Annotated in this window: 18 protein-coding genes and 1 pseudogene; 6 read left to right on the forward strand and 13 right to left on the reverse strand. The window is 71.4% G+C overall.

Going from position 1 to position 26,074, the window contains the following annotated elements; genetic code table 11:
* Nucleotides 1-328: 328 nt before the first annotated feature.
* From WME75_RS00315 to WME75_RS00335, 5 genes are all read right to left on the reverse strand, one after another.
* Complete coding sequence (locus tag WME75_RS00315) at nucleotides 329-1,990, reverse strand: SBBP repeat-containing protein (RefSeq protein WP_437485227.1); 1,662 nt, start codon at nucleotides 1,988-1,990, stop codon at nucleotides 329-331.
* Entirely contained in the window at nucleotides 1,990-2,976 is a 987-nt protein-coding gene (locus WME75_RS00320; RefSeq protein WP_437485229.1) for a tetratricopeptide repeat protein, read from the reverse strand. The genes WME75_RS00315 and WME75_RS00320 overlap by 1 nt, the downstream gene beginning before the upstream one ends.
* Before the next feature lie 8 nt (nucleotides 2,977-2,984).
* On the reverse strand, nucleotides 2,985-4,478 hold the full coding sequence (locus WME75_RS00325) for a serine/threonine-protein kinase (protein ID WP_437485231.1): 1,494 nt from the start codon (nucleotides 4,476-4,478) through the stop codon (nucleotides 2,985-2,987).
* Nucleotides 4,479-4,753: 275 nt separating this feature from the next.
* The gene (locus tag WME75_RS00330; RefSeq protein ID WP_437485232.1) at nucleotides 4,754-6,109 is read right to left on the reverse strand and encodes a cyclic nucleotide-binding domain-containing protein; all 1,356 of its coding nucleotides are present in this window, start codon (nucleotides 6,107-6,109) and stop codon (nucleotides 4,754-4,756) included.
* Between the two features lie 203 nt (nucleotides 6,110-6,312).
* The gene (locus WME75_RS00335; RefSeq protein ID WP_437485234.1) at nucleotides 6,313-6,987 is read right to left on the reverse strand and encodes a dienelactone hydrolase family protein; all 675 of its coding nucleotides are present in this window, start codon (nucleotides 6,985-6,987) and stop codon (nucleotides 6,313-6,315) included.
* A gap of 221 nt (nucleotides 6,988-7,208) precedes the next feature.
* Here WME75_RS00335 and WME75_RS00340 point away from each other — a divergent pair, with 221 nt between their 5' ends.
* Nucleotides 7,209-7,949, forward strand: a complete 741-nt coding sequence (locus tag WME75_RS00340) for a hypothetical protein (RefSeq protein WP_437485236.1) — start codon at nucleotides 7,209-7,211, stop codon at nucleotides 7,947-7,949.
* A gap of 31 nt (nucleotides 7,950-7,980) precedes the next feature.
* Here the strand turns inward: WME75_RS00340 and WME75_RS00345 are convergent, their stop codons facing one another.
* The 5 genes from WME75_RS00345 to WME75_RS00365 form a co-directional block, all read right to left on the reverse strand.
* A complete protein-coding gene (locus WME75_RS00345; protein ID WP_437485238.1) occupies nucleotides 7,981-8,799 on the reverse strand; it encodes a hypothetical protein in 819 nt (272 codons plus the stop codon).
* Nucleotides 8,800-8,987: 188 nt separating this feature from the next.
* The gene (locus WME75_RS00350) at nucleotides 8,988-10,184 is read right to left on the reverse strand and encodes a PLP-dependent aminotransferase family protein (RefSeq protein WP_437485240.1); all 1,197 of its coding nucleotides are present in this window, start codon (nucleotides 10,182-10,184) and stop codon (nucleotides 8,988-8,990) included.
* A 376-nt stretch (nucleotides 10,185-10,560) separates the two neighbouring features.
* The gene (locus WME75_RS00355; RefSeq protein WP_437485242.1) at nucleotides 10,561-11,490 is read right to left on the reverse strand and encodes a cellulose binding domain-containing protein; all 930 of its coding nucleotides are present in this window, start codon (nucleotides 11,488-11,490) and stop codon (nucleotides 10,561-10,563) included.
* Between the two features lie 458 nt (nucleotides 11,491-11,948).
* Nucleotides 11,949-12,752, reverse strand: coding sequence for a nucleotidyltransferase domain-containing protein (locus WME75_RS00360; protein ID WP_437485244.1), 804 nt, complete (start codon nucleotides 12,750-12,752; stop codon nucleotides 11,949-11,951).
* Between the two features lie 579 nt (nucleotides 12,753-13,331).
* Nucleotides 13,332-13,625, reverse strand: a complete 294-nt coding sequence (locus WME75_RS00365) for a DUF6959 family protein (protein WP_437485245.1) — start codon at nucleotides 13,623-13,625, stop codon at nucleotides 13,332-13,334.
* Nucleotides 13,626-14,094: 469 nt separating this feature from the next.
* Between WME75_RS00365 and WME75_RS00370 the strand changes: the two genes are divergently transcribed.
* From WME75_RS00370 to WME75_RS00385, 4 genes and pseudogenes are all read left to right on the forward strand, one after another.
* Complete coding sequence (locus WME75_RS00370; protein ID WP_437485247.1) at nucleotides 14,095-14,922, forward strand: substrate-binding domain-containing protein; 828 nt, start codon at nucleotides 14,095-14,097, stop codon at nucleotides 14,920-14,922.
* A gap of 37 nt (nucleotides 14,923-14,959) precedes the next feature.
* Nucleotides 14,960-15,154: pseudogene (locus WME75_RS00375) on the forward strand (ATP-binding cassette domain-containing protein); the annotation flags it as partial.
* 224 nt (nucleotides 15,155-15,378) lie between these two features.
* The gene (locus WME75_RS00380; RefSeq protein ID WP_437485249.1) at nucleotides 15,379-17,004 is read left to right on the forward strand and encodes an FAD-dependent monooxygenase; all 1,626 of its coding nucleotides are present in this window, start codon (nucleotides 15,379-15,381) and stop codon (nucleotides 17,002-17,004) included.
* 87 nt (nucleotides 17,005-17,091) lie between these two features.
* A complete protein-coding gene (locus tag WME75_RS00385; protein WP_437485251.1) occupies nucleotides 17,092-17,727 on the forward strand; it encodes a TetR/AcrR family transcriptional regulator in 636 nt (211 codons plus the stop codon).
* Between the two features lie 18 nt (nucleotides 17,728-17,745).
* On the opposite strand, the gene WME75_RS00390 is transcribed toward WME75_RS00385, so the two are convergent.
* The 3 genes from WME75_RS00390 to WME75_RS00400 form a co-directional block, all read right to left on the reverse strand.
* Nucleotides 17,746-18,618 (reverse strand): Hsp33 family molecular chaperone HslO, encoded by an 873-nt coding sequence (locus WME75_RS00390; RefSeq protein WP_437485253.1) that lies wholly within the window; start codon nucleotides 18,616-18,618, stop codon nucleotides 17,746-17,748.
* Nucleotides 18,619-18,959: 341 nt separating this feature from the next.
* Complete coding sequence (locus tag WME75_RS00395) at nucleotides 18,960-23,240, reverse strand: hypothetical protein (protein WP_437485255.1); 4,281 nt, start codon at nucleotides 23,238-23,240, stop codon at nucleotides 18,960-18,962.
* A 14-nt stretch (nucleotides 23,241-23,254) separates the two neighbouring features.
* Nucleotides 23,255-25,081, reverse strand: a complete 1,827-nt coding sequence (locus WME75_RS00400; protein WP_437485257.1) for an OmpA family protein — start codon at nucleotides 25,079-25,081, stop codon at nucleotides 23,255-23,257.
* Between the two features lie 361 nt (nucleotides 25,082-25,442).
* On the opposite strand from WME75_RS00400, the gene WME75_RS00405 reads away from it, so the two are divergent.
* Nucleotides 25,443-26,039: a superoxide dismutase gene (locus WME75_RS00405; RefSeq protein ID WP_437485259.1), complete on the forward strand. Its 597-nt coding sequence runs from the start codon at nucleotides 25,443-25,445 to the stop codon at nucleotides 26,037-26,039.
* Nucleotides 26,040-26,074 lie beyond the last annotated feature (35 nt).

Here is a 26,074-nt window from a genome sequence, read left to right on the forward strand (position 1 = left end):
CACCGCTCAAGAGCGCGCAGGGAAGGCAAAACGAGGGATCTCGAGGCGCTCCAGGGGCGGGTCGCGCTCGATCCGGTGGATCAGTTGTTCTGGTGCATGGAGCTCTCACCGGACCACCACGTGTCCCCCTGGTCCGCCGGAGGTCCTGCCCAGCGCGGCGGATCTCCCGTGCTGCTGGCAGGCACAAAGATCCGCCCTTGCTCAATGCAGCACGAGCAGACCTTTCGTGAGTTTGCCGTCTGCCAGAACATGTCGATCGTCGTGCACCGGGCACCTTCGCGGGGAGCGCCGGCGTGGCGGCGGAGCGCGCCTCGACGTGGGGCGGACGTCAGGGCTGCAGCTTGGCGACGAACGCGTCGCGGCCGCCGGCGCTCGTCAGGGGGGCTCCGCCGAGATCGATGCTGCCGCTGAAATTGCCCGTCAGCGCGATGAACCCCAGCGCATCCACGTCGACGGCCGCGGCGCCCTGCGTCATTGCGTCGCCGAACGACACCGCCCAGGCCGTCGTGCCGTCCGGTTTGAGCTTCGCCAAAAAAGCATCGAAGCCGCCGCGGGACTCGAGCCGCGGGGACCTGAGATCGATGAATCTCTCGAACTCTCCGGCCACGAGGACGTTGCCTGCCGGGTCGACCGTCACCCCGAGCGCCCGCTGATTCGCCTCATCCCCGAGCTGACGGCTCCAGATATGCTTGCCCTCGGAGTCGAAGGCAGCGACCACCGCGTCGGACTCTCCGGCGTGCGGCGGGGGTGATCCGTCGAAGCTCATCTGTCCTTCGGTCATCCCCGCAACGAAGATGCTTCCCCGGGCGTCCACCGCGACCGACACGAACTCCTGGTCCATGTTGTCGCCGAAGGTCTTGGCCATGAGCGGCTCCCCGTTCTTGTCGAGCTTCCCCATGAAGGCGTCATAGCCGCGGGGGATGAGCTCCGTCTCCCCGAAGCGCATCGGGCCGACGATGCTGCCGACCAGGACCACGCTGCCATCGGGCGTGAAGGCGGCGTCTAGCGCGACCTGAGGGCTCGAGTTGCCGAAGTTCTTGCTCCAGATGTGCTCCCCCTGCGCGTCCATCTTCACGACGAAGATGTCCTCTCCGCCGAAGCTGACGAGGTTGGCCGCGCCCAGCACGTCGGCCCGGTCGGTGAAGCTGCCGGCGACGACGATGTTGTCGTCCGCATCCACCGAGAGCCCGCGGACGGTGTCGGCCCCGGGACCGCTGATGCGCTTGATCCAGTCGAGATCGCCCGCCGCGTCGAGCTTCGCCACGAACACGTCCGTGCTGCCGGCGCTGGGCAGCGACGTCCCGTCGAAATAGAGGGTGTTCCCGTAGGTCCCGGCCAGGACCACGAGGTCGTCCTTGGCGTACGCCACGCGCGTGCAAACATCCGTGCCCGACCCGCCGAACGCCTTGTTCCAGATCGGGGTCCCGTCGGCGGCGAGCTTGACGACGAAGCCGTCGGTCGAGCCCTGGCTGGCGGCGAAATCCACGCTCCCGGAGAACCGCCCCGCGACAAGGATGTTCCCTGCCCTGTCGAAGGCGATGTCTTCACCGTGCTGCTCGCCGTCTCTCCCGATCTTGATGCTCCACTCGAGCGTTCCGGTGCACCTGGGCTCACCGTCGCAGCTCTCGTCGACATCATCCACCTCGTCAGCGTCCACCGTGCAGCCCTCGGCCGTGGGGATCACCTGACCGACGCACGCGCCGTCTCGCAGACAACCGCTCTTGCACACGCCGACACCCTCGGTCATGGGGGGGCCTTGATAACAAGGCTCACACGGCTCCATGCCGGTGGAAGAGGTCGACGTCGTCCCGCCGCCGCCGCCCTCCGCGCCGGTGCCGCCGCCGGTGCCGCCGCCGCCGCCCTGGCTGCCCGTCCCGCCTTGGCCGGCGCCGCCGACGTTCGCCGCGATCACGCCCTTGTCGAAGCACCCGCCCAGCGCGCCGGCCACGCCGAGCGCGCCGGAGAGGACCAAGAAGTCGCTGCGTCTCATCAAAACACCCCCGCGATCCCCGCGCCCCACGGCGATACCCACGGACGCGCCGTCGCGCCCCTGGGCCTCGACGCGGACGGCATGGTGAGGAGCAGCGCGGCGCCGCCCGCGGCGAGCGCCCCGCCCACGATGAACGCCGGCGCAGGGACGAGGCGCATGCTGTTGTACGAGCTCAGCGTGTCGCGCGTCTTCGGCGTGTCCGGGCACACGACCTTCTCGGTGCACCCGAGATCGATCAGGTCGCTGCGCAGCGCGCTCGTGACGCCGAACGTGATGCCGCCGAGGACGAGCGCCGCCGCGCCCGTGCCCACCGCGGACCAGCCGAGCACGCGCTGCGTGGTCGGCTGCGCGGGGGCGGCCGGGGAGGGGACGACGACGGGCCGGCGGACGTCGGGGAACGCGAGCGCGACCGCCGTCTCCTGGCGCTCCTGCAGCGTGATCTCCTGCCGGACGACACGGCCCCCCCACGCGCCCTCGACAAGGTGCTTGCCAGGATCGACAGGCCGGCTGACCCCCACGAGCGCCGGTGGCATGGGCTTGCCGTCGATGGAGATCTGCACCTCGCGCTCCGGGGCGCCGCGCACCCCGACCGCGAGCTTGGGGATCCGTGGTTTGAGATCGTTATACGCCTTCTCGGCGTCGGCGACCGCCGTCCTGAAGACGTCGCTGGCCGAGGCGTCGAGCGGCGTGCGGCTCACGTGCAGGTAGCGCTCGGAGGCCTCGATGAGGCGCCCGAGGCGCTCGAGGCACCGCGCCGCGTACAGGCCGATCGTGGGCGCCTGGATCAGCTCTTCCGCGCGCCAGAGCTTCTCGAGCGCCGCCGCATACTCGCCCTTGTCGTAGAGATCGAGGCCCTCCTCCGCGAGCGCCCGGGCAGCGTTCACGGTGGCGGGGTCGACGTCGGCCGCCCGCGCGGGGGTCGCGAGCGCGAATGCGAATGCGAGCGCGACGGTGGCGGTGCCCAGGGCCCTCAATCGCGGGTGCATTCGTCTCCTCAGAAGCCGAGGCGGTCGGCCTTGGGCCGCGTGGCGCTGGAGGCCGAGGGCGCGGCCGCGGACGAGGAGGTCCTGGTCCGCTGCGCGGAGGAGGCGGCCTTGGCCGGTCGAGCGGGCGCCGCCGCGGTCCAGGAGGCGGTCGAGGCGGGCGTCCTGGAGGCCCGCGCCGAGCCGGCGTCGCCCGCAGGCGCCGGGGTCGCCGCGGCGGCCGCGTCCCGGGAAGGCGCGATCTCGGGCGCTCCCGTGGCCGGAGCCGTCTCCGCCGGCGGATCGTTCGCCGGAGGAGCGGCCGGCGGCGCCTCGATCGCCGCCGGCGGCGACGCCGCGCCGGACGGCGTCTCGTGCGCGATCGGGTCGCTCCCCAGCGCGCGCCAGCCCACGAAGAGCACCACGCCGACGGCCGACGCCGCGAGGCCGAGCACGAGGGCGGCGACCGGCGCGGCGCGGCGAGGCTTCCCCTCGACCTCCGCGCCCTCGTCGACGATCGGCGGCGAGGCCGCGCCCCCGCCGGGCGAGACGGAGACCGGCGGGGCGGACGCCGGCGGGGCGGACGCCGGCGGGATGGAGATCGGCGCGGCGGCCGCGGCGGCCGCGGAGCTCAGCGATGCCCTCTCGGTCTCCGGCGCCTCGCCCTCCGGCAGGAGCGCCTCGCGCAGCGCCTCGACCATCGCCGTCGCCGAGGGGAACCGCGCGCTCGGATCGCGGCTGCACGCCTGGAGGAACCAGTCGTCGAACGCCGGCGGCACGGGCACGGACGCCACCCGCGAGGGGACGGGCAGCGGCTCACTGCATATCTCGAGGATCATCGCGCCGGGCGCCTCGGCCTTGATCGCCGCCCGGCCGCACACGCACTCGAAGGCGATGACCCCGAGGGCCCACAGGTCCGACCGGTAATCGACGGTCACCCCCTGCGCCTGCTCAGGGCTCATGTACGGCAGCGTCCCGATCAGCACGCCGGCCTGCGTCCCCATGCCCTCGCTGCCGTAAAGGCGCGTCTTCGCGACGCCGAAGTCGAGGACCTTGGCCACCTCGCGGTCGTCGTCGCGGGCGAGGAAGATGTTGTCGGGCTTGAGGTCGCGGTGGACGATGCCGGCGTCGTGGGCCTTGCGGACAGCGCGCGCGACGTCGGCGAAGATGCGCGCCGTCTCGGCCCGAGAGAGCGTGCGGACGCGCCCGAGCCGGTGCGCGAGATCCTCGCCCTCGAGCAGCTCCATCGCGATGAAGGGGACGTCGTTGTCGACGCCGTGATCGAGGATCTGCACGACGTTCGGGCTGCGGAGCGTCGCGGCCGCCTGCGCCTCCTGGTGGAAGCGCGCGCGGACCGTCTCGTCCTTCGCGTACAGCGGGCCGAGCATCTTGATCGCGACCGGTGAGCCCAGCGTGAGATCGGCCGCGCGCCAGACGGTGCCCATGCTGCCCGAGCTGAGCGGGCGGATCAGCCGATACCGGCCGACCAGCACCTGTCCCTCCAGCCCGAACGCGTTCGTCGTCATTGTCGCAGGACCTGTCGTGCGCGCGTGGCCTACCCTACGCTGGTAATTGTTCAGTGCTGGTCAACAAGAACAACGGATAGACTGAAAGTCTACGGGGTATGGCGCGATGCGTCAACCGGCGCACGCGCCTCGCGTTCGCAGGACGCTGCTAGAGCACCGAACAGGTTGAAACCCCTTGCAAGAGAGAGTTTGAACCACAGAGGCAGAGAGGGAACAACAACAAAAACTCTGCGCAACCGTGGCGCATTTCTCCGTCTTTCGAGCGGTCCGGTGATCTAGATGAGCACAAAGTCCTCGGCCACGGAGACCTCCTCGGCCATGATGCTCGTGGTCTCGTCGTCGCGCTGGACGGCGAGCTTGTAGAGTTGTGCCAGCACGGCCGGGTGATCCTCGCACAGCCCCATGAACTCGGTGGCCGGCAGGTACAGCGTCACGGTGGGGTGGACGGCGATCACGTCGGCGTTCGCCGCGCGGCGGAGGACCATCGCGATCTCGCCGGCGACGTCGCCCGGGCCGAGCGTCGAGAGCACGAGCGGCTCGCCGCGGGCGTCGTCCGCGCCGTCGCGCCGGACCACGGCGACCTCGCCGGAGGCGATGAGGAACAGGCCGGGGGGCCGCTCGTCCTGGACCAGCAGCCGCTCGTTCTTCTCGAACGTGCGCGTGCGGAACCGCTTCACGAGCACGGGCCTGTCGGCCTCGGGGACGACGCGGAGCACGTCGCTCATCCGGACGAGGTTCTCGACCATGCGGTCCCGGCAGTAGGCGGCCAGCTCCAGGCCCACCTCGGGCTCACGCTGCGCGATCTCGTCGATCGCGTCGCGCTTCACCTCGAGGATGATGGACGGCCGCGTGGCGACGACGCTCCCGGTGCGCGGCGCCCGCGAGAGCAGCGCCATCTCGCCGAACATGGCGCCGTTCGTGAGCCGCGCGAGGAGGGTCTCCTCGTCCCCGCGCCGGCGCCGGGCCTCGAGCTCGCCGCGCGCGACGAAGTACGCCTCGCTGCGCGCCGCGCCCTGCTCGATCACGGTCGTCCCCGCCGGGACCCAGATGGGCGTGAACGCGGCGCACAGGGCCCGGAGCGCGTCGCGCCCGATGGACGAGAAGACCGGCCGGGGCGCGATCCCGGGGTGGTCGGCCAGGGCGACCAGCCTGCGCGTCGCGTGGTGGATGATCTCGGTCGCCTTGTTGAGCAGGAGCGCGCCCTGGAGCACGGCGGCGAGCGGCTGGAACGCCTCGGCGGTCGGCAGGGGCGGCGGCGGGGGCGCGCCCTCGCCGAGCCGCGGCGAGTCCCTGCAGAACGAGTCGGCGATCAGGTCGAGCCCGGGGCCGGGATCGCCGCCGAAGCGCTCGCTCTCGCGCGCGGCCGCCACGGCGAGCGGCAGGTTCTCCAGGTCGATCGCGCGGATGACCGCGGTGGAGCACGCCTCGCGCGCGGTCTCGTGCCGGTTCAGCTCGCCGAGGAGGCGGCCGCAGAGGCAGAGCGCGGACGGCATGGTCGGGTCGTGCCGGACCAGCGCCGCGGCCCAACGGAGCGCGGCGTCGCGCTCTCCTGCGAGCGCGAGCGCGAGCGCTCGGTCGATCGGCGACTCCGCCTGGTGGGTCGAGCCCGGAAGTACCGGGGGGAGGGCCATGTGAGCGTGTATATCAGGGTTCCTTGAGCGACGGCAAAGAAGGCCGATCCGGTTGCAATGCGGCGGCCTGGCCGCCGCGGCGCCGCGCCCACGTCGAGCGCGGCGAGGGGCCCCCCGGGCGGCGGGGGGCGCGGCGCGAGCGGCGGCGCCCGGCCGGCGCTGCGCCTCGCGGGGGAGGGCCGGGGCGCTGCGCTCAGCTGCGCTCAGCCGAGGTGCTGCTTCAGGAACGCGATGCTCCGCTCCCACGCGAGCTTGGCCGCATCGGGGTTGTAGACCTCGGGGCGCGTGTCGTTCGCGAACGCGTGGTCGGCGTCGTAGATGTGGAGCTCCATCGACTGGCCGCGGGCGGCGAGCTCCTTCCGGATCGCCTCGGCGGCGGCCGGCGTCGCCCACTCATCGCGCGCGGCGAAGTGGGCAAGGATCGGCGCCTTGACGCGCGAATAGTCGGGCGCGGGGCTCGGGACGCCGTAGAAGGGCACGACGGCCGCGAGCTCCGGGACCGTCGCCGCGGCGGCGAAGCTCAGCGCGCCGCCCAGGCAGAACCCGAGGACGCCGACCTTGCCGTTCGAGCGCTCGTGCGCCGACAGGAAGCGGACGGCGCCGGCGATCTCCTCGAGGGCGCGCGGCTTGTCGAGCTCGGTCATGAGCCGGTTGGCCTCGGTCGCGTCCTTGGTGATCTTGCCGTGGTAGAGGTCGGGGGCGAGGGCGATGAACCCGGCGGCGGCGAGCCGGTCGAGCAGCGAGCGGATGTGGTCGTTCAGGCCCCACCACTCCTGGATCAGGACGACCGCAGGCGCCTTGCCGCCCTGCTTCGGCCAGACGATCGCGCCGGTCGCCGAGGACCCATCCTTCACGGGGAATGAAACCTTCTCGGACATGCGACTCCTCCCTTCAAGGCGGGGCGGCTGCGCCGGCCCCAGTGAACGAACGGGGCTCGGCATCCGCCGGCCCCTCTGCCGCGGCGCAGGATAACCGCGCATCGCGTGATGCGCATCGCGCATCGCAAGATACCGGGCGCGCGCTCCACGCCGGCGCGCCGACGAGGTAAAATGACCGCGTGGATCCGCTGGCGGGACGATGGAGGCGAGCCGTCTCTTCCTTGAAGGAGCTCCGGCTGCGGGTCGCGTTCGTGCGGAGCGAGATGCTGCGCGCCGAGCCCGCCTCCGTCGCCCGCGCGCTCGACGACCTCTGCAGCGACGCCGAGCAGGCCGATCCCGGCGCGCGCGACGTGCTCGGCGCCGTCGTGCCGGTCCTCGCGGATCCGGCGCTCTCCGAGCGCGTCGAGCAGCTCCGGGAGCTCGCCCCCTCCCTCTCCCTCCTGTCGCTCTCGCGGCTCCTGCGCCGCAAGGCGCGGCGACACGAGGCGCAGCCGGCCTCGCCGGCGACCGACGAGCGCCGCCTCGCCACGTCGAGCGCGGGCCGCGCGCTCTCGCTCGGCGAGCGGCGCGCGCTCGCGCGGCGGCCGACGCGCGCCGCCTTCGACGCCCTGCTGCGGGATCCGCACCCGCTCGTCATCCGCAACCTGCTCGCGAACCCGCGCCTGACCGAGGACGACGTCGTCCGCCTCGCGGCGCGGCGCCCGGCGAGCCCGGAGGTCATGACGGAGCTCGCGCGGCACCCCGAGTGGCCCCAGCGCGCGCGGGTGCGCATGGCCATCGTGCAGAACCCGGGCGCGCCGCCGGAGCTCGCCGTGCCCATGGTGCGCCTCCTTTTGCGGCCCGAGCTCCTGCAGCTCGCGGCGGCGGCGGACGTGCCCGCGGTCGTGCGCGCCGCGGCGCGGGAGCTGCTCGAGCGCCGTCCGCCCGTCCCGCACAAGCCGGGCGGCGCGCTGAAGCAGTGAGCGGCCCGCGCTGCCCGGGGACGGCGCCCCGTCACCGCCCGGGCACGCCGCGGCGCCGCGCGCGCCGCGCTGCGGCCGCGGCGAACGCCGCCGCAGCGAGGCCAGGCAGCGCGCCGTGCGCAGGGCCGGCGGCGTGCGCGCAGGCCGCCGCCGGGGCGCCGTCCGCGGGCGCCGGGCGGCGCGCGCGCGTGCAGGGCGCGCTGAGGTCGGGCGCCGTCCAGGGCTGGTGGAACGCCATCGCGCGCTCCACCGGGTCGTCCACGTTGCTGAGCTCCTCGCTCGGCTCCTCGCCGATCGCGATCCAGAGCCGTACGCGGCGCGCCTCCGGGCTCCACGCGACAAGGTGATAGCTCCCGGTCTCGGGCACCTCGATCCGCTGCTCGAGCAGGAGCCAGGAGCGGGCGCCGGTGACGGGCTCGCGGACCACCTCCGCGTCGTGCACGCTCCGGGTCACGAAGATCCGCGCGCCGAGCCCCGCGGGCGCCGCGAAGGGCAGCCCCGCGGGCCGCGGCAGGCCGGGGCCGAGCAGCGCGAGGGAGGGGCGCTCGCGGCGGAGCGCGTCCATCTCCGGCATGCCGAGCTGCACGCGGAGCATCTCTCCCTGCGCGGCGCCGAGCTTCAGCCACACCGGGCGGCTCGGACACCCGAGCTCGGAATACACGACGCGAGAAAGGTGGAGCTCGGAGAACTCGAGGGCTTCCTCGGCGCTCGAGTGGTCTCCGTAATCGAAGAACATCTGGCGTGCGCGCGCGGGGGACGCGGACGCGAGGAGGGCCGCCAGCGTGATCGCCACGAGGGCGAGGCGCTCGAGGCGCCCGCGGAGCGTCGCGCGGCGGGTCCGGGGGATCATGTCTCTCGACAGGATCCCTGGGGCCGAAGATCGATCTGTCCACGCCGAATGCGCCGCGCCGTGAGGGGGAAATTATCAGTTATCGCCAGTTACCGTGGTTACCGTCAATCGCGGGGAAGGCGCCGGGAAGCAGAAGAGGACGAGCACGATGCGCGACGCCGGCGGCGCTCGCGGGAGCCGGCGGGGGGCTAGGCGACCTCGGTCCAGCACCGCGCCAGGCGGCGGACCCCCTCGTCGAGGTCCTCGTCGCGCGCGACCGACGAGAAGCTCAGTCGGAGGGCGAACGGGGTCACGGCGCCGTTCGCGCGGAACAGCGACCCTGGGTCGAAGGCGACGCCGTGCTCGATGGCGGCGGCCAGGAAGAACGCCTCGTTCGGCTCGGCGTCGGGCTCGACCCAGAGAGCGAAGCCGCCGGCGGGCGACTCGAACCTCCAGCCGGGCAGGTACCGGCGGAGCGCTTGCTCCATGCGGGCGGCGCGGCGGGCGTAGAACTCGCGCAGGCGCACGAGCCGCTGATCGAAGTCCTCGTTGCGGAGGTAGTCTTCCAGGATGGCCTGCGGCAGGCTGGCCGCCTGCGGGTCGTCGGCTTGCTTCAGCTGGAGGACATCGGCCCGGAGCGCGCGGGGGGGCACGAGCCAGCCGACGCGGAGCCCGGGGCACAGCGTCTTCGAGAACGTCCCGACGTGGAACACGCGATCGGGCGCCTCGGCCAGGAGCGGCCGCGGGGCGGGGCCGTCGAAGCAGAGATCCGCGTAGGCGTCGTCCTCGATGATCGGCCGGAGGGTCGAGAGGACCTTTGCCCGCTCGCGCGGCGACAGCCTGCGTCCACGCGGGCTGGAGACAGCGGGCATGAGGTAATAGGCATCGACGTGGCTCCCGTCGTCGACGAGCGTCGCGCGGCGCGCCTGGAACAGATCGAGCGCGCCGGGGTAGCTCTCGGGGTCGACGCCGATCCTGGCGCCCGGCCCGCGGATCATCTGCGCGGCGAGGGACACGGCCTGCTGCGCGCCGCTGGTCACGATGACGTCGTCGCGGGCGACGCTGGCGCCGCGCCGTCGCAGCTGCCCGGCGATCCAGGAGCGGAGGTCCCCGTCGCCCTCGGGCCAGCCGTACTGGAGCGCCGGGCAGGTGGGGATCTGGAGCGCGCGGACGAACGACGCCGCGAGCTTGGACCGCGGGAACTCCCCCGGCGCCGGCAGCCCGCCCGCGAAGCTGATGAGGCCCGGTGTGTCTGCGGCCCGCCGCGTCAGGGCGTCGAACCGGCCGAGGCCGAGCCCGAGGCTGAGCCGCGTCCCGCTCCGCGGCGGATCGCGCGAGATCGGGGCCTGCGACGGCCGGGTGTGGGATGACGGGGGCGGATGGGTTGCGCGCGCGGGAACGTCCATAGATTTCAGGGTCCGGACGGGTCCCATTCAAAGATGGTGCCGCCTGCGCCGTCCGTCTCCAGACGGAGCGGAAACCCTCGGGCCCTGCGGCAGGACGTATTTCCCTGGAAAATTGGTTACATTGCGGCAACGCCGGATGGGCGGGGACGCGCTGGTGGGTGTGGCGTGCTCGCGCGGCGTGTCAGGCTGCCACAGCGCGCCGACGGGCGTGCGGGGGTGTCCTGCAGGCGGACATGGCCTGGAAATACGGCCGTCTTGGTCTGGTCGATGAGATGTCTGCCAGGAGATCTGTATCCGCAGCGCACGCTGCTCCGAGCGTGGAAGGCGCTCGCGAGGCGTTTCGCCCGGGCCGGCCGTCGGGGAGGTGTGCTCTGGGCTAGGGCTCTGTGCCCCAGGCGAGCACGCCGTCGCGGTACACGGTGATCTGCGTCGACGGGATCCAAGCGGTCGTCGCTTCGAACGAGTAGTCGTCGGTCTGCGTCATACGGTCGTACACGTCGCGGTTGTGGATGCGGATCTGTACCGGTCCGGTCGTGGCACCCGGGGGGATGCTGCCTGCGGCGGCGAGGAAGCCGAGCTCCAAGTAGTGATCCGCGTCCGTGCCAGACGCCTCCTCGAACGTCCAGGTGACGACGTTGGCGCATATGCTGGTGGTCAACGCGAAGTCGCAGTCGCTCTTGAGATCCACCACCGTGACGTCGGCCGTGAACCAGTAGCGAATCGTCAGATCGCTGAGCGCGATGCTCTCATCTCCGGTGTTCTTGACCCGGACCTGGAACGACAGCTCCGAGGACTCGGCGGCCGTCGCTCTGGCGGCGTACTGCAGCTCGAGCGCCGGCGTGGTGACGCCGCCGGTGCTGGAGCTCGCGGTGGTGGAGCTCGTGGCGCTGCCGCCGCCGACGCCCGTCGTGCTGCTCGCTGTGGTGCTGGCCGAGCTGCTCGCTGTGGTGCTGGCCGAGCTGCTCGCTGTGGTGCTGGCCGAGCTGCTCGCTGTGGTGCTGGCCGAGCTGCTCGCGGTGGAGCTGGCCGAGCTGCTCGCTGTGGTGCTGGCCGAGCTGCTCGCCGTGGAGCTCGTCACGTCAGCTCCGCCATCCCCGCCGGCGCCGCCGAGACCGCCAGCGCCGCCGTCCCCACCGACGCCCGTCGTGGAGCTGGTCGTGCCGCCCGTCGCGGCGATGCTCGTGGTCGAGCCCGCAGACCCCACGCTTGTCGAGCTGGACGAGGCCGCCGCGCTCGAGCTCGATGTGGCGCTGCTCCCGCCTCCCCCGCCATCGCCGCCCAGGCTGGAGCCTTCGGCACACGCCACGAGCATCAGGAGAGAGGCGGCAGAGAGAGCCCTCGTTCCCTTCAGCCAGGAGCGCGATTCTCCAGCTCGATTGCAGCCACTGCCCTGCAGGGGCTGCGCTCCTGAGCTCGTCGACATCTTCATCCGAGAACCCCGGAACCACGCTGCTTCGGACGTCTTCGGGCCGAGCAGCGACGCACACCTTGCCATCGGTCGCATCTTGATGACTCCTGTGAGCGCCCGACCAGGTCCGACGGTCGAACGGAAGGAAGTTGAGACCAGAAGCTTAACCAGATCTCCTCGGCTCCAGCAAGGGGTTTGGGCGCCAGCAAGAGGTCTGCCGTGGTAACTTTCTGCTGATGTCGTAGTCTCGTGTGGAGTTTTCCTGCGCACAGGTAGGGCACGAACACTGGCCGACGCCGGGCGTTTTCGCCGTTCTCGCCGCGCTCACCTCCTGTGTCCCGGCTCGGCAGGCGGCCTCAGGCGTCCTCGAGCGGAGGCGGCGCGTGGAGCCAGTTGAGCTCGGAGTCCGCCATGAACCGTGTCTGCCACTGTGCGGGCTTCTCCCAGTCACGAAACGAGAGCACCGCGCCGCAGAACGCTTCGCCCGTCTTCTTGCCCGGCGCACGGATCAGCTCGTCGGCGAGGTGCAGGAGATCCGCCGGCTGCTCGGGCGCGTCCGCCACGAAGGCCCTCACCCACTTGTGGTACGGATACAGGATGCGGTTGTGCGCCAGGATCAGCCGGTAGCCGAAGAGCACCGCGCGCGCCGAAGCCCAGCTCAGGAGATACCGGTTGTCGTGCTGCTCCGCCGACTCGAGATAGTAGCGCATCGCCTCCAGCTGGGCGATGAACCCCAGCATCTTGTGCGCGCGCTCATGCTCGGGATAGGCCGAGATCGCGCGCACCAGGTCGTCGATGTCCGGGCGCCGCGACCAGGCGACCGTCGCGCCCAGGAACGCCGAGCGCGCCGGCTCACTGCCGCGCTCGCGGGTCTTCTCGAGGAGATCCTGGCTGATGATCTTGCCGTCGACGTACCCGCCTGGATAGTCCACGAGGCCCGGGTCCCAGGCGACGTAGACCAGCTCGCCGGCCGCGTGCCGCCGCCTGTGCTCCTCGTCGGTGACCACCCAGAAGAAGTCGACGTCCGACGTCTCCTTCCCGAGCCCCTTCGCCTGGGAGCCTCCGATGATGATCGCCACGGAGCACGGGTCCGCGCTCAGCCGCTCGACGAGGCGCGATACGGTCCGGAGATGGTGCGCGTGATAGTTCGGTTCTCGCATCGAGGCCATCCACTCCTTCTTGCACCGACGAGTCTGCTGCCCGACGGTCCGTCGCACGGTAGCGCAGCTCTTGGGAAATTTCCCGCTCGGCGCGCCGCCGGGACCCGGACCGGCCTCCCCGAACGCGCCCCTCCCCCCGCGGCAGGCGGCTATGGACGGCACGCTCCAGCGAGGGGAGAGGTCCGCTCTGCCGCAGTTCACGTACAGGGGAAAAATTCATGAAGACCAGGGCGAGCAGCGGCCGACTGGGAGCGTGGGCACTGTTACGTCAAATCGAATCTTGTCTGTGTTCCTGGCGGCCTGAAGAAACGAGCGCTGAAATGAGACGTTGTCGAGCATTGCTCGGGACCAATCTGGCTTAACTAGCCCTGCTCGCCGCGAGCCACCGTTCTCATACGTGATTGCTCCAATTCCCTTTCCCTTCGGCTTGTGCAAATATTGATCGAGTCCGAGTCCAATGGTGGTGGTTCGAGGTGTTTCGCCTCCCCTGTCGCCCGGCGCTGGAACTGGCGGCTTGGGCGCGCGGAGCGTACTCACCGCAGCAGGCGGTCCTTCGGGCTTAAGTTCAAACGGGCGAGTCTATTCGCCGTCGGCTGTTGCGCCTTTCGGATACGGGAGATCGATGCCTTCGCCCTCCAGGGCAGTTTCATAGGCTCGTGTGTACCCTTGCAACAAGGATTCCAGTTCCCTCACCGAATCGATGAGCTCCTCATCGTTGATCCCCGCCAACCTCTTCTTCACGTCCGCGGCGAGGACACGTAGATAATTCAGGGAGTCCCCCTGTAACACGATTCCAGGGAACTTTCGACCATGCATCCGCATAATGGCGGCATTTGTCATCTCTGTAACCACATCCAGCTCAACACGTTTCATGAAAGCTCTCTCTATCTCTCTCAGCGTAGGGTAAAAATGATGATTTTTTATGGGTGCTCAGGGGCACGCCGAAGAGCTCGCCGAGCTTACGATAGAAGTCGGGCATGCGGCTCTGCGGGTGCTCGATGGTTTCGACCGTCACATCAGGAGGTGCCGAGGTGATTGCGCACGAGCCTGAGCGCGACGCTCTTGCCGGTGCCGGGGCGCCGGTGACGAGCGCGCCACCCGAAGGCGGAGCCGGTTCAGCGGGCGACAGGCGGAGGGGACCTCGTCGCGCGCGCCGCCGTGACCCGGATCTGCTGGCCGAGCGCGCCTCTCCCCCTGCGGCAGGCAGCTATGGACGGCACGCTCCAGCGAGCGGTATAGGTCCGCGCTCCGGCAGTTCACGTTCAGGGGAAAATTTCATGAAGACCAAGGCGATCATCGGTCGACTGGCAGCGTGGGCCCTGAGTGCGCTCGTCGCGAGCGCGTGCTCTCAGAAACAAGGGGGTCCGCCGAGGGGGACAAGGGCGTAGCGGGGGACAAGGGCGCGGCGGCGGGCGAGATGCCCGCCAAGGCGGGTGGGGTCAAGATTGCGCTCCTCCTGCCGGAGTCGAAGACGGCGCGCTACGAGTCGAAGGACCGCCCCTTCTTCGAGGCCAAGGTGAAGGCGCTCTGTCCGGACTGCCAGATCCTCGCGAGCAACGCGAACCAGGACGCCTCGCAGCAGCAGGCCCAGGCCGAAGCGGCCTTGACCAACGGCGCGAGCGTGCTCGTCCTCGACGCCGTCGACAGCGCCTCCGCGGCCGTCCAGGTGGTCAAGGAATACGACACGCCGGACTGGAGCCCCGACAAGGCGCAGGACGAGATGACCCAGGCCCTCATCGCGCTCAACAACCAGGTGGACGGCGTGTACGCGGCCAATGACGGGACCGCCGGCGGGGCGATCGCCGCGATGATGGCGGCCGGCATCAAGCCCCTTCCGCCCGTGACAGGCCAGGACACCGAGCTCGCCGCCGTCCAGCGGATCCTCCTCGGCGAGCAGTACATGACGGTGTACAAGGCCATCAAGCCGCAGGCGGAGGCCGCGGCGGTGATCGCGTATCACCTCGCCACGGGCAAGCCCATGCCCACCGACATCACCGGCGGCACGACGGTCAACAACGGGAAGAAGGATGTCCCCTCGGTGCTCCTGGTCCCCCTCGCGGTCACCAAGGAGAACCTGAAGGACACCGTCATCGCGGACGCCTTCTGGACCACGGAGCAGATCTGCACGGCCCAGTACGCCGAGGCCTGCAAGGCGGCGGGGATTCTCTAGGTCCGGAGCTCCCCTCGACGCCCATGAGCGCGATGCTGCCCTGGAGGTGCTGAGGACGCTCAACGTGAACCTCCGCGCCGTCCGCACGCCGATCGCCGCGCTCTCGGGCGGACAGCGGCAGTCCGTGGCCGTGGCCCGCGCGGTGATGGGGGAGGCGAAGCTCGTCATGCTCGACGAGCCCACCGCCGCCCTCGGCGTCGCCCAGACGAAGCAGATCCTCGAGCCATCCTGAACGTGCAGCACGAGGTGAGCCCGGCGCTGTCGCTGCTCGCCGCGGTGACGATCGACGCGCTCGCGCGGTCCGGCCGGCAGCCGGCGGGCCGCTCCTGAGGGCCTGCCGGCCGGAGAGGCCGCGGGCGCGTCCTGCGGCGCGCCCGCGATCCCGCCCCCTCTTGCCAACCCGGTCGCTCCAATTTATGGTGAGTGAGTACTTACTCACCAAACTGGAGGCGGGTCATGGCGAGAGCACTCGATGCGCTGGTGGTCGGGGGAGGGCCGACCGGGTTGACGATGGCCGGGGAGCTCGCCCGGCGAGGGCTCACGGTGCGGATCGTGGACAGGGCGCTGGAGCCGCCCGCGGATCACTCGCGGGCGCTCGTCGTGCAGGCGCGGACGCTGGAGATCTTCCGCAGGATGGGGATCGTCGATGCTGCCCTGGAGCGCGCCGTGCGCGTGGGAGGGTTCAACGTCCTCCTCGCGAACGGGCAGCGCGCCCGGCTGCCGATCTTCGACTTCCCGGAGCTGTCCACGCCGATCCCGGGCATCTTCGTCATCCAGCAGCTCGACACCGAGCGCGTCCTGGCCTCCCGGCTCCCCGGGCTGGGCGTGGCGCTCGAGCGCGGCGTCGAGCTCGCCGCCTACGCGCAGGACAGCGACGGTGTCTCGTGCACGCTCCGCCGGGCCGACGGGAGCCTCGAGGAGGTGCGCGCCGGGTGGCTCCTCGGCTGCGACGGCGCGCGCAGCGCTGTCCGCAAGGGCGCCGACATCGCGTTCGAGGGGGACACCTACGACGATCACTGCATGCTCGGCGACCTCGTCGTCGACTGGCCGCTGCCGGACGGCGACATCTATTTCAGCCCCTCGCGCCGGGGCGTCCTCGCAGCCTTTCCAGTGCCCGGCAGCCATCGCTTCCGGATCATCCTCATCCGGCCCGAAGCGCCGCCGGAGCACGGCGCGCCGGTCTCGCTCGAGGAGTTCGAGGCCGCGATGCGCGAGATGATCCCGGTCCCGTTCGAGGTCCAGAGAGCGATCGTCCTCTCGCGCTACCGGCTGCACCACCGCGTGGCCACGCGGCTGCGCAAAGGACGGGTGTTCCTCGCCGGAGACGCGGCGCATATCCACAGCCCGGCCGGCGGGCAGGGCATGAACACAGGAATCCAGGACGCCTACAACCTGGCGTGGAAGCTCGCGGCCGTCGAGCAGGGCGGGATGCCGGCGTGGCTGCTGGACACCTACGAGATGGAGCGGCTTCCCGTGGCACGCCGGCTTGTCGGCTTCACCGACCGCCTCTTCGGCCTCATGGCCGGGCACGGTCCGGTGGGCCGGACGCTGCGCGCGGTCGCGCCGCGCCTCATGGCCCGCGCTTTCGGCATCTCCGTCGTGCAGCGCAGGATCCTTGGATTCCTCTCGCAGCTCCAGATCCGCTACCGGAAGAGCCCGCTGTCGGTGCAGATCGGAAGCCCACCGGAGCACGGGCCCCGCGCCGGGGATCGCGCGCCGGACGCCGTGGTTCGCAGCGCGGCGGGCGAGCAGGTCCACCTCATCGACCTGATGCGCGGCGCCGGATCCACGCTGCTGCTCTTCACCGGCCCGCAGGCGGACGGCGGGGCCCGCGAGCCCGCCCGGAAGCTCGCCGCGCAGCTCGGCGGGCCCGACCTCGAGGTCCTGGTCATCGGCGCGCCCGAGGCCGGAGGGCATGCCGATCCGGACGGCCACGCCCACGCGGCGTACGGCGTCGCGTCCTCGGCCGCCGTCCTCGTCCGGCCGGACGGCTATATCGGCGTGCGCAGCGATCCGCTCGACGAGGGCGAGCTCCGGCGGGCCCTCGACCGGCTCTTCACACGCAGGGCCGGATCCGCCTAGCGCCCTTGCCGATCGCCGCGCGGCGGCGGCCGAAATCCGTCGGGATCGCTGGCGCGCGGAACCAGAAGATGAGCAGAAGGAACGCCGATGAGCCGACGACCGCGCTCGAGCGACACGTTGACCGAGGCGCAGAAGAAGATCGTCGAGGCCGCGGTGACCGCCTTCGCAGAGCACGGCTTCCACGGGACCGCGACCCGGGACATCGCCCGGCGCGCAGGGGTCGCGGAGGCGACGATCTTCAAGTACTTCCCGACCAAGAGGGATCTCCTCCTGGGGGTGCTCGGGCCCGCCATCGAGCAGCTCGTGGGGCCCGCGATGGCGCGCTCCATGGACCCGCTCTTCAACGCGACGTACCCGACCTTCGAGGCGTTCCTGCGGGCGCTCCTCGCCGAGCGCGCCGCGTTCGTGCGCGCGCACCCGCAGCTCGTGCGCATCCTGGCGCAGGAGCTGCCCTTCGACGCCGATCTGCGGATCGGCATCGCCGGCCGGGTGTTCGCGCCGTTCCTCGCGAGGGGGATCGCCTTGATCGAGCGCTTCCAGCGCGAAGGGCAGGTCGTCGGCTGGCCGCCCGCCCTCGTCCTCCGCTGCGTCGCCTCGACGTTCGCGGGGTACATCCTCCACCGCGTGTTCATCGCTCCCGACGCGGCGTGGGACGACGAGGCCGAGATCGAGCGGGTCATCGCCTTCGTGATCCGCGGCCTCTCGCCCGGCCAGCCGGCGTGACCCCGCGCGGCGCGGCGATCAGCTCGTCATCAGCAGCGAGCGGAGCTGCGACGGCGACACCTGGTAGTCCTTGCCGCAGTAGTCGCAGCGGATGTCGAGGACCTTCCCGTCCTCGACCATCTCCTCGATGTCGCTCCGCGGCAGGCTCGCCAGCGTGGTCATGACCCGGAGCTCGCTGCAGCGACAGCTGAAGCTGAGCGGCGAGTCGTCGAGCCGCGAGAACGGCATGCCATGGAGCAGCTCCTCGAGCAGCACGTCCGCCGAGGCGCCCTCCTGCGCGAGCACGTCGTCGAGGCGCTCGAAGTCCTTGAGCCGCTCGGTCATCACCATGAGCGGACCGCGCTCGACCTCGGGGAGCAGCTGCACGAGGTACCCGCCCGAGGTGCCGACGCCGTCCTCGCCGATCAGCGTCGCCACCGCGATCATCGAGACGACCTGCTCCGACTCCTGCATGTACGCCATCAGGCCGCCGGAGATGCCGCCCTCGGCCGGGACCTCGACGACCCCCTGGTGGAGCATGCCGTTCGGCAGCGTGCGCATCACCTGCAGCAGCGATCCCGCGCCGATCTCCACCGCGCTCTTCTTCGCGTTCGCGGCGCCCTTGCCCAGGTTGACGAGGCCGCGGCTCGTGCCGTCCGGGTGCGAGTCCGCGACGAGGGATCCGTGGCCGGCCGCGCCCTTGACGATCGCCTGCACGCGCAGGTTCGGCGCCATCGCCTCGCGCACGAGGATGGCGCCGGTGATCAGCTCTCCCAGCCGCTGCGCGGTCGCGCCGGTGGCCGTTTGCACCGCGATGGCCCCTCGCACGGTCTCGGTGGTCAGCGCCGTGATGACGCGAAAGGCGCCATCCATCGTGATGGCGCGGACGACGGAATCAGAAGGTCGGAGCAAGATGCACTCTCCCGTGAGGAAATATCGTTAGGCCACGGACGGCGGATGGCAACCCGCGGCGCATCCGACCCGGGCGGTTGCTGCGCCTCGGACCCGTCGGCCCCGGCCGCAACCTGGGTCGGGTCCGCCGCAACCTGGGTCGGGTCCGCCGGCCCCGGCCGCAACCTGGGTCGGGTCCGTCGGCCCCGGCCGCAACCTGGGTCGGGTCCGCCGCAACCTGGGTCGGGTCCGCCTCGCCTCGCAGGCGGAGGCGCCTGACAGACGAAACTTTAATCATTTCAATTGTTTGTTGAACCGGCGCCCCCGGTTTGCTCCGGGCGGGGGCGCCGTCGGGGAGGGGCTCAGCCGCGCCGGCGGCGCCGGTGCAGCGCGGCGGCGCAGGCGCCGGCCGCGAGCAGGGCCCAGGGCACCGAGGGGCCGCCGTGGCCGTCCGCGCCTGCCGTGCAGGCGCAGCCACCGCCTTGCACCACGACCCCCTCGCCGGGCGGCGCCGTGGTGCCGCACGGACCGATGCTGTTGTCCGGGTTGCGGCAACCCGGGACGCACTCCTTCGTCGTCGCCTCGTCACACACCATGCCGGCGCCGCAATCGCTGTCCTGCTCGCACGCCGTGGGCAGGTCGTCCGCAGGGTTGTTCGGATCGCGCTCGCCCGCGTCGATCGCGCCGTCGTGGTCCTCGTCCTCGTCGCCGTCGGCGGCGCCGCCGCCGTCGGTATCGGCCTTCGTCGGATCCGTCGTCGTGCCCCCGCTGTCGCCGTCAAGCACGCAGCTCTCCGCGTCGGCGTCCGTGTCCTCGTGCGAGCAGTCCTTGCCCAGCTCGGTCCCATCGAAGAGCCCGTCCCCGTCGCTGTCGGGATCGAGCGCGTTGATCTTCCCGTCCTCGTCCGTGTCAGCGCCGGGCTCGATCTCCTCGCCGTCGATCACCCCGTCGTCGTCGCTGTCGGCGTCGTCCGGATCGGTGCCGAGCGTCGTCTCCTCGCTGTTCGAGAGGCCGTCGTTGTCGCGATCGCCGCGGTCGTCCCCGGGGTTGTTCGGGTCGGTCTCGTTGCTGCCCTCGTCGATCGTGCCGTTGTGGTTCAGGTCCTCATCGCCGTCGCTCTGGCCGCCGCGGTCGGTGTCGGGGTCCACCACGCTCGTCGTCGAGGCCCCGCCGTCGGCGTCCGGCGTGCAGGTCCCGGCGTCGCCGGCGGTGTCCGCGTCCTCGCAGCCCTTCCCCGCCTCGGTGCCGTCGAAGAGCCCATCGCCGTCGCTGTCCGCGTCCAGGATGTCCGGCTGCCCGTCGCCGTCCGTGTCGTCGCTGGGGTTCGGCTCCTCGCCGTCGAGCAGGCCGTCGTCGTCGGTGTCGCGATCTCCCGGATCCGACCCGAGGAACGCCTCGAGGTCGTCGCCCACCCCATCGCCGTCGCTGTCGACGTTCTCGCCGTCGTCGTCGCCGTGGCCGGCCGTCGGGTCGGTCTCGTCGGCCTCGATCGCGCCGTTCAGGTTGGCGTCCTCGGAGCCGTCGGTCGCGCCGCCCCGATCGCTGTCACGGCGCACCGCCGACGTCGTCGTGGCCCCGCCGTCGGCGTCCTCCGTGCAGTGCCCAGCGTCGGCGTCGGTGCCGGGGCCGTCGCAGGCGAGGCCCATCTCCGTGCCGTCGTAGAGGCCGTCGTCGTCGCTGTCCACGTCGCGCGCGTTGATGAGCCCGTCGCCGTCCGTGTCGTCCGACGGGCTCGGCTCCTGCCCGTCCGGCACGCCGTCGTCGTCGGTGTCGGCGTCGTTCGGATCCGTGCCCAGCGTCTCCTCGAGATCGTCGCTCAGCCCGTCTTCGTCGCCGTCCTCGTTGTTGCTGTCGTCGTCGCCGTGCCCGCGGGTCGGGTCGCTCTCGCCGTTGTCCACCAGCCCGTTCAGGTTGGCGTCCTCCGAGCCATCGCTCACGCCGCCGTTGTCCGTGTCCGCGTCGAGCGGCGACGTCTTCGTGGCGCCGGCGTCCGCGTCCGGCGTGCAGCGCCGCGACCGCGCGTCGGTGCCGGGGCCGTCGCAGCCGAGGCCGAGCTCGGTCCCGTCGAAGAGGCCGTCGTTGTCGCTGTCGACGTCGAGCGCGTTGATGAGCCCGTCGCCGTCGGTGTCGTCCGCCGGGTTCGGCTCGCGCCCGTCGGGCACGCCGTCGTCGTCGGTGTCGGCGTCGTTCGGGTCCGTGCCGAGCGCGACCTCGAGGGCGTCGCTCATCCCGTCCTCGTCGCTGTCGGTGCTCAGCTGATCGTCGCCTCCCTGGCCGGCCCGGGGCGCGGTCTCGCCCGCGTCGACCGCGCCGTCCAGGTTGGCGTCCTCCGAGCCGTCGGTCACGCCGCCGTGATCTGTGTCGGCCTCGAGCGGCGACGTCCTTGTGGCGCCGGCGTCGCCGTCGGGGACGCAGTCGCCCGCCGCCGCGTCGGTGCCCGGACCGTCGCAGCCGAGGCCCATCTCCGTGCCGTCGAAGAGGCCGTCGTTGTCGCTGTCGACGTCGAGCGCGTTGATGAGCCCGTCGCCGTCGTGATCGTCGGTCGGGTTCGGCTCGAGCCCGTCGGGCACGCCGTCGTCGTCGGAGTCGGCGTCGTTCGGATCGGTGCCGAGATACCCCTCGAGATTGTCGGCGAGCCCGTCGCCGTCCGTGTCGGCGATCTGGCTGTCGTCGGCGCCGTGCCCGGCCGTCGGATCCGTCTCGTCCTCGTCGAGCACGCCGTCCAGGTTCGCGTCCTCCGAGCCGTCGAGCTCGCCGCCGTTGTCGGTGTCCTCGTCCAGCGGGTCGGTCGTCGTCGCCCCGGCGTCGCCGTCGGGCACGCAGTGCCCCGCCAGCGGGTCCGTCTCCGTCCCCGGGCCGTCGCAGTCCGTCAGCCCGCGCTCCGTCGCGTCGAACAGGCCGTCGTTGTCGCTGTCGACGTCCCGCGCGTTGATGAGCCCGTCGCCGTCGGTGTCGCGATCCCAGAGCTCCTCGGCGCGGTCATCGATGCCGTCGTCGTCGGAGTCGGCGTCGTTCGGGTCCGTGCCGGCGCGGTTCTCCTCGCCGTCGCTCAGCCCGTCGCCGTCGCTGTCGACGAGGATCGTCGTGGGCGGCGCGCCCGGCTCCGCGTCGTTGCCGTCCGTGGGGTACTCCTGGGCGGCCCCTCCCTCCGGGCTCTGCGCGGCGACGGTCGCCTGGTTCGCGATCTCGCCGTCCGTGCCCGGGTCGATGGTGACGCGGAACCGCACCGTCGTGGTCTCGTCGACGCCGAGCGACCCGCCCTGAGCCGCGCCGGCGCCGTCGCCGAGACGGATGCGGACCGTCCTCGTCCCGTCGATGTACTCGCCCCCGTCGTCGCCGGCGTCGTCGGTCACGCCGCCCATGTTCGGGCCCGCGGTGATCTCGAGCGAGCCCGGGACGTAGGTGACCCCGGGGGGCAGCGCGTCGTTCAGCACGACCGCCGCGGCGTCGTCGTCCCCGGTGTTGGCGACGATGATCGTGTATTCGAGCGTGTCACCCGGCGTGACGCCGCCGCCGTTGAGGTCCAGGACCCGCTTTGTCGACGTGGCGAGATCCGGCAGGCGGGTCGGCACCGACGCGATGAAGCCGCCGAGCAGGTAGCCGTCGGAGGTGGAGCCGATCGCCTTGATCTGCGCCGACGTGTCGCCGGTCCTGAGCAGGTTGGACGGGACCCGGACCACGTCGATGTCGATGCTGCTCATGCTCAGCGGCGCGCCGGTGAGCCGCGGCAGATCGCCCGCCGACGACGACGGCGCGCCGAGGAACGAGCGGGAGCTGTTGAAGAAGTTGCTCGCCGGGTTCTGCTGGTCGAACAGCGCGGTCCCGTTCCACTGGATCGCGTCGCCGGTCGAGCTGTCGCCGTCGTAGCCGATGACGCCGAGCTTCGCCTCGCCCGCGCCCGAGGGGACGACGAACCCCGAGATCGGCCAGGGCGCCGTCGCGTCGTTGGTCACCGTGTCCAGCCCGTCGAAGACGGCGAGGTAGCGCGCGGGCGCGGTCGTCAGCTCGTAGAGCACGACCATCCACCAGCCGGCGAACGTGAAGGCCTGGTTCTGGTTGTTACCGTCGAGGCGGGCCGCGTTGCTGATGCCGCTCAGGCGATAGGCCCCGGCGCCGCGCGCCTGCACGATGGCGGTGACGTCGGCGACCACCTGGGCGTGGGTCAGATCCGAGCTCGCCTGTCCCGAGAGCGCGCCGGTCACGTTGCTGGTGAAGGTGGTGCCAGGCCGATCCAGGATCACGCTGAGATCGGCCGTGCCCGTCTCGCGGCTCGCCGCCCAGTAGAGGTACGCGTGGGTCACCCGCGAGCCCGCGGGGAGGTTGAGGACCGCGGTGCTGCGGGCCGCCGAGGGCGCTATCGCGCTGTTCGCCTCGGCCTGCCCCGCGAGCGGGCTGTCGGACCGCCAGTAGATGTCGGGCGCCGAGTCCCCGAGCGTCGCGGCGTCGCCGCACGCCCCGACCGAGCCCACCAGCGGCGCGGGTGTGGCAGGCGCGCAGTCGTGCGCGAGCGTGTTGCCGATGAGGACGAAATCGCCCCGCTGCGCCACCTGGACCCGGTTCACCTGGGCCGCGTGTGAGGTCCCCGAGAGCGCCCCGAGGAGCGCGGCGCCGGTCAGCCCCGTGATTGCCAATCGCTTTGCCATCGACGCCTCCAGCCCTATGGCTGCTTCTTTGCCTTCTCGATGATGTTGAACTGGACGCGCCGGTTCTTCTGGCGCCCCGCCTCGGTCTTGTTCTCCGCGATCGGGACGTCGGGGCCGTAGCCCTTCGCCTGCATGCGCTCGACCGCGATGCCGTGCGCGACGAGCGCCTTCAGCACCGACTCCGCGCGGGCCTGGCTCAGCCTCGTGTTGAACTGGCGCGTTCCGCGGTCGTCCGTGTGCCCCTGGACCTCGATCTTGACGATCTCCGGGTGGTCCTTGAGCACGCCGGCGACCTCCTCGAGCAGCTCGTTGCTGACCGGCCGGATGGTCGCCTTGCCGATGTCGAACTGCACCTGCTGCAGGATGACGATCTCGGTCTCGGTCACCCGGACCGCCGTCGGGCACCCGTGCTGCTTCGGGTCCTCGTTCGGCTTGCCCTTCTCGTTCGGGCAGCCGTCCTGATCGTCGCGGATGCCGTCGCCGTCGGTGTCGCCCGGGCAGCCGTTCGTGGCGGGGTCGGTCGTGGCGATGCCGGGCAGCTCCGGGCACGCGTCCGACGGATCGGGGATCGTGTCGCTGTCGCGATCGGGCGGCGGCGGGCAGCCGTGCTTCTTCGGGTCGTCGCTGGTCGGGCCGGCCTGCTCCGGGCACGCGTCGACGTCGTCGGTGATGCCGTCCCTGTCGAGGTCCCCGGGCGGCGGGCAGCCGTTCTTCTTCGGGTCGGGGGAGGCGACGCCGGCCACGGCGGGGCAGGCGTCGTCCGCGTCGAGGAGGCCGTCGCGGTCCGCGTCCTTGGGCGGCGGACAGCCGTTCTTCGCGCGATCCGCGCTGCCGACGCCCGCGACGTCCGGGCACGCGTCGGCGTCATCGAGGATGCCGTCGCCGTCCCGGTCCTTCACGGGCGGCTTCACCTCGGGCGAGTAGGCGACCATGGCCACCGCGCGGAACGAGGGCGTGCCGACGCCGGCGGTGAGGCCGGGGCCCACGGCGAGCCCGGCCTCGAAGTCGCTGGCGAAGCGGTAGCGCCCGCCGAGCAGGGCTTCGAGGTGGGTCGTGCGCTGCTGGACATCGGAGACGGTGATCGCGCCGGTGATCTCGGGCCCGATCTGCAGCCGCCGCTCGTCGTCGAGCAGCATCCCGACGCCGGCGCCCCAGTGCACCGTCGTCCCCTGCTCGACGTTGGCGAACTGCCGGTTCGACCGGAACTCGGGCCCGGCGGCGAGCGACCACACCGCGCGATCCAGGTGGCCGCCGAGGACGAGCTGCGGACCGCCGCGCACGTTGCCGTCGCCGGAGTACGCCTCGGGGTCGCCGGTCGGCAGCCACACGTAGCCGGCGAGGGCGATCTGGAACGGATCGAAGTAGTCGCCGTAGAGGGTCGCGCGCGCGCCGAGCCGGAGATCCCCGAGCGCGCTGCTGGTCGGCGCCGGGAGCACGGCCCCCGAGGCGGCCCCGCCGTCGCCGGACTGGAGCGCGAGCGGCAGATCGACGTTCACCGTGAGGTGCTTCCAGAGGGAGAGCGAGGCGCTCAGGTGGAGCAGGAGCTGGCTGCCGACGACCTTGCCGTCGCCGGGCCCCTCGTTCCCGTCGAGCCGCCGCAACACGAGCGGATCCTGGGCGTAATCGCCGAGGATCATGATGTGGGGCGATGCGTCTCCTGCTGTGTAGGCGGACTGGACACCGAACATCCTGTCGCCGGCCGGCGCGGGCTGGAACCTGTCGAGCGCGAACCCTTCGGGTCTCGCGGGTTCCTGCGCTTCGGCCTGAGCCGCTGCGCCGAGCAGGCACAGCGCCGCCGCGAGCGCGGCCGTCGGATGGGTCCCCTGTGTACGAGCCGGCATGAACGAGGTCGCCTCCCTGCGCGAAGGAACAGCAAGCCCGAGGAGTATCGACCGAAACGCCTGCGGCGTTCAACGTTTCACCAGGTTTTCACGCGCGCGGCGGGCGATCGAGCCGGCGCGAGGGAGGCGCTGTGCGCGTTGCGGCGCGGGCCTGGTCGCGGCGGCCACGTCGCCCATTCACCGTGCGCCTTGAGCTGGTGTACGGCGTTTCCCGCATGGAGGTCAGGTCCGCTGACGTCGTGCGGCCGCGCTGTGTCACCGCGTACGGCAGGGTTGCTACCGGAGGGCAGCGGCGGTAGAGCGGCCATCTACCCCTGCGGCACGCGTTGGCGTTGCTCGCGGCACTCGTTTAGGAGGCATCATGGCCCGCGAACCCAAGAACTTCGACAATCTCCTCGGCGGCAACGCCAAGGGCTTGAGTGATCTGCAGCTCAAGGCGCATTTCACGCTGTACCAGGGCTACGTGAAGAAGCTGAACGAGATCTGGGAGCAGCTCGGCAAGGCGGATCGGAGCGCGCCGAACTACTCGTACAACGCGTACAGCGAGCTCAAGCGCCGCGAGCCTGTCGCGTTCAACGGCACGGTGCTGCACGAGCTGTATTTCGAGAACATCGGCAACGGCTCGACGCAGCCGAGCGCCCGGACGAAGCAGCTCATCGAGGCCTCGTTCGGCAGCTTCGACAACTGGCTGGCCGACGCGAAGGCGGCCCTCCTGAGCGCGCACGGCTGGACGGTGCTCGTGTACGACTACCAGGAGAAGAAGCTCTTCAACAACCTCATCCGGACCGAGCACGATGTCGGTCTGTTCGCGAACACGCATGTCATGGTCGCCGTCGACGCCTGGGAGCACGCCTACTTCGCGGACTACCAGACCAAGAAGGCGGACTACGTGGCCAACGTGCTCTCGGGCCTGAACTGGGACGTGATCAACGCGCGCCTCCAGCAGGTCGGTCAGTAGTTCGTCCCACGGCGGGGGCGTTTGCGTTTGTCCCA

Origin of the sequence: Sorangium sp. So ce1014, assembly GCF_051521505.1 — a bacterium.
Lineage (GTDB): Bacteria > Myxococcota_A > Polyangia > Polyangiales > Polyangiaceae > Sorangium.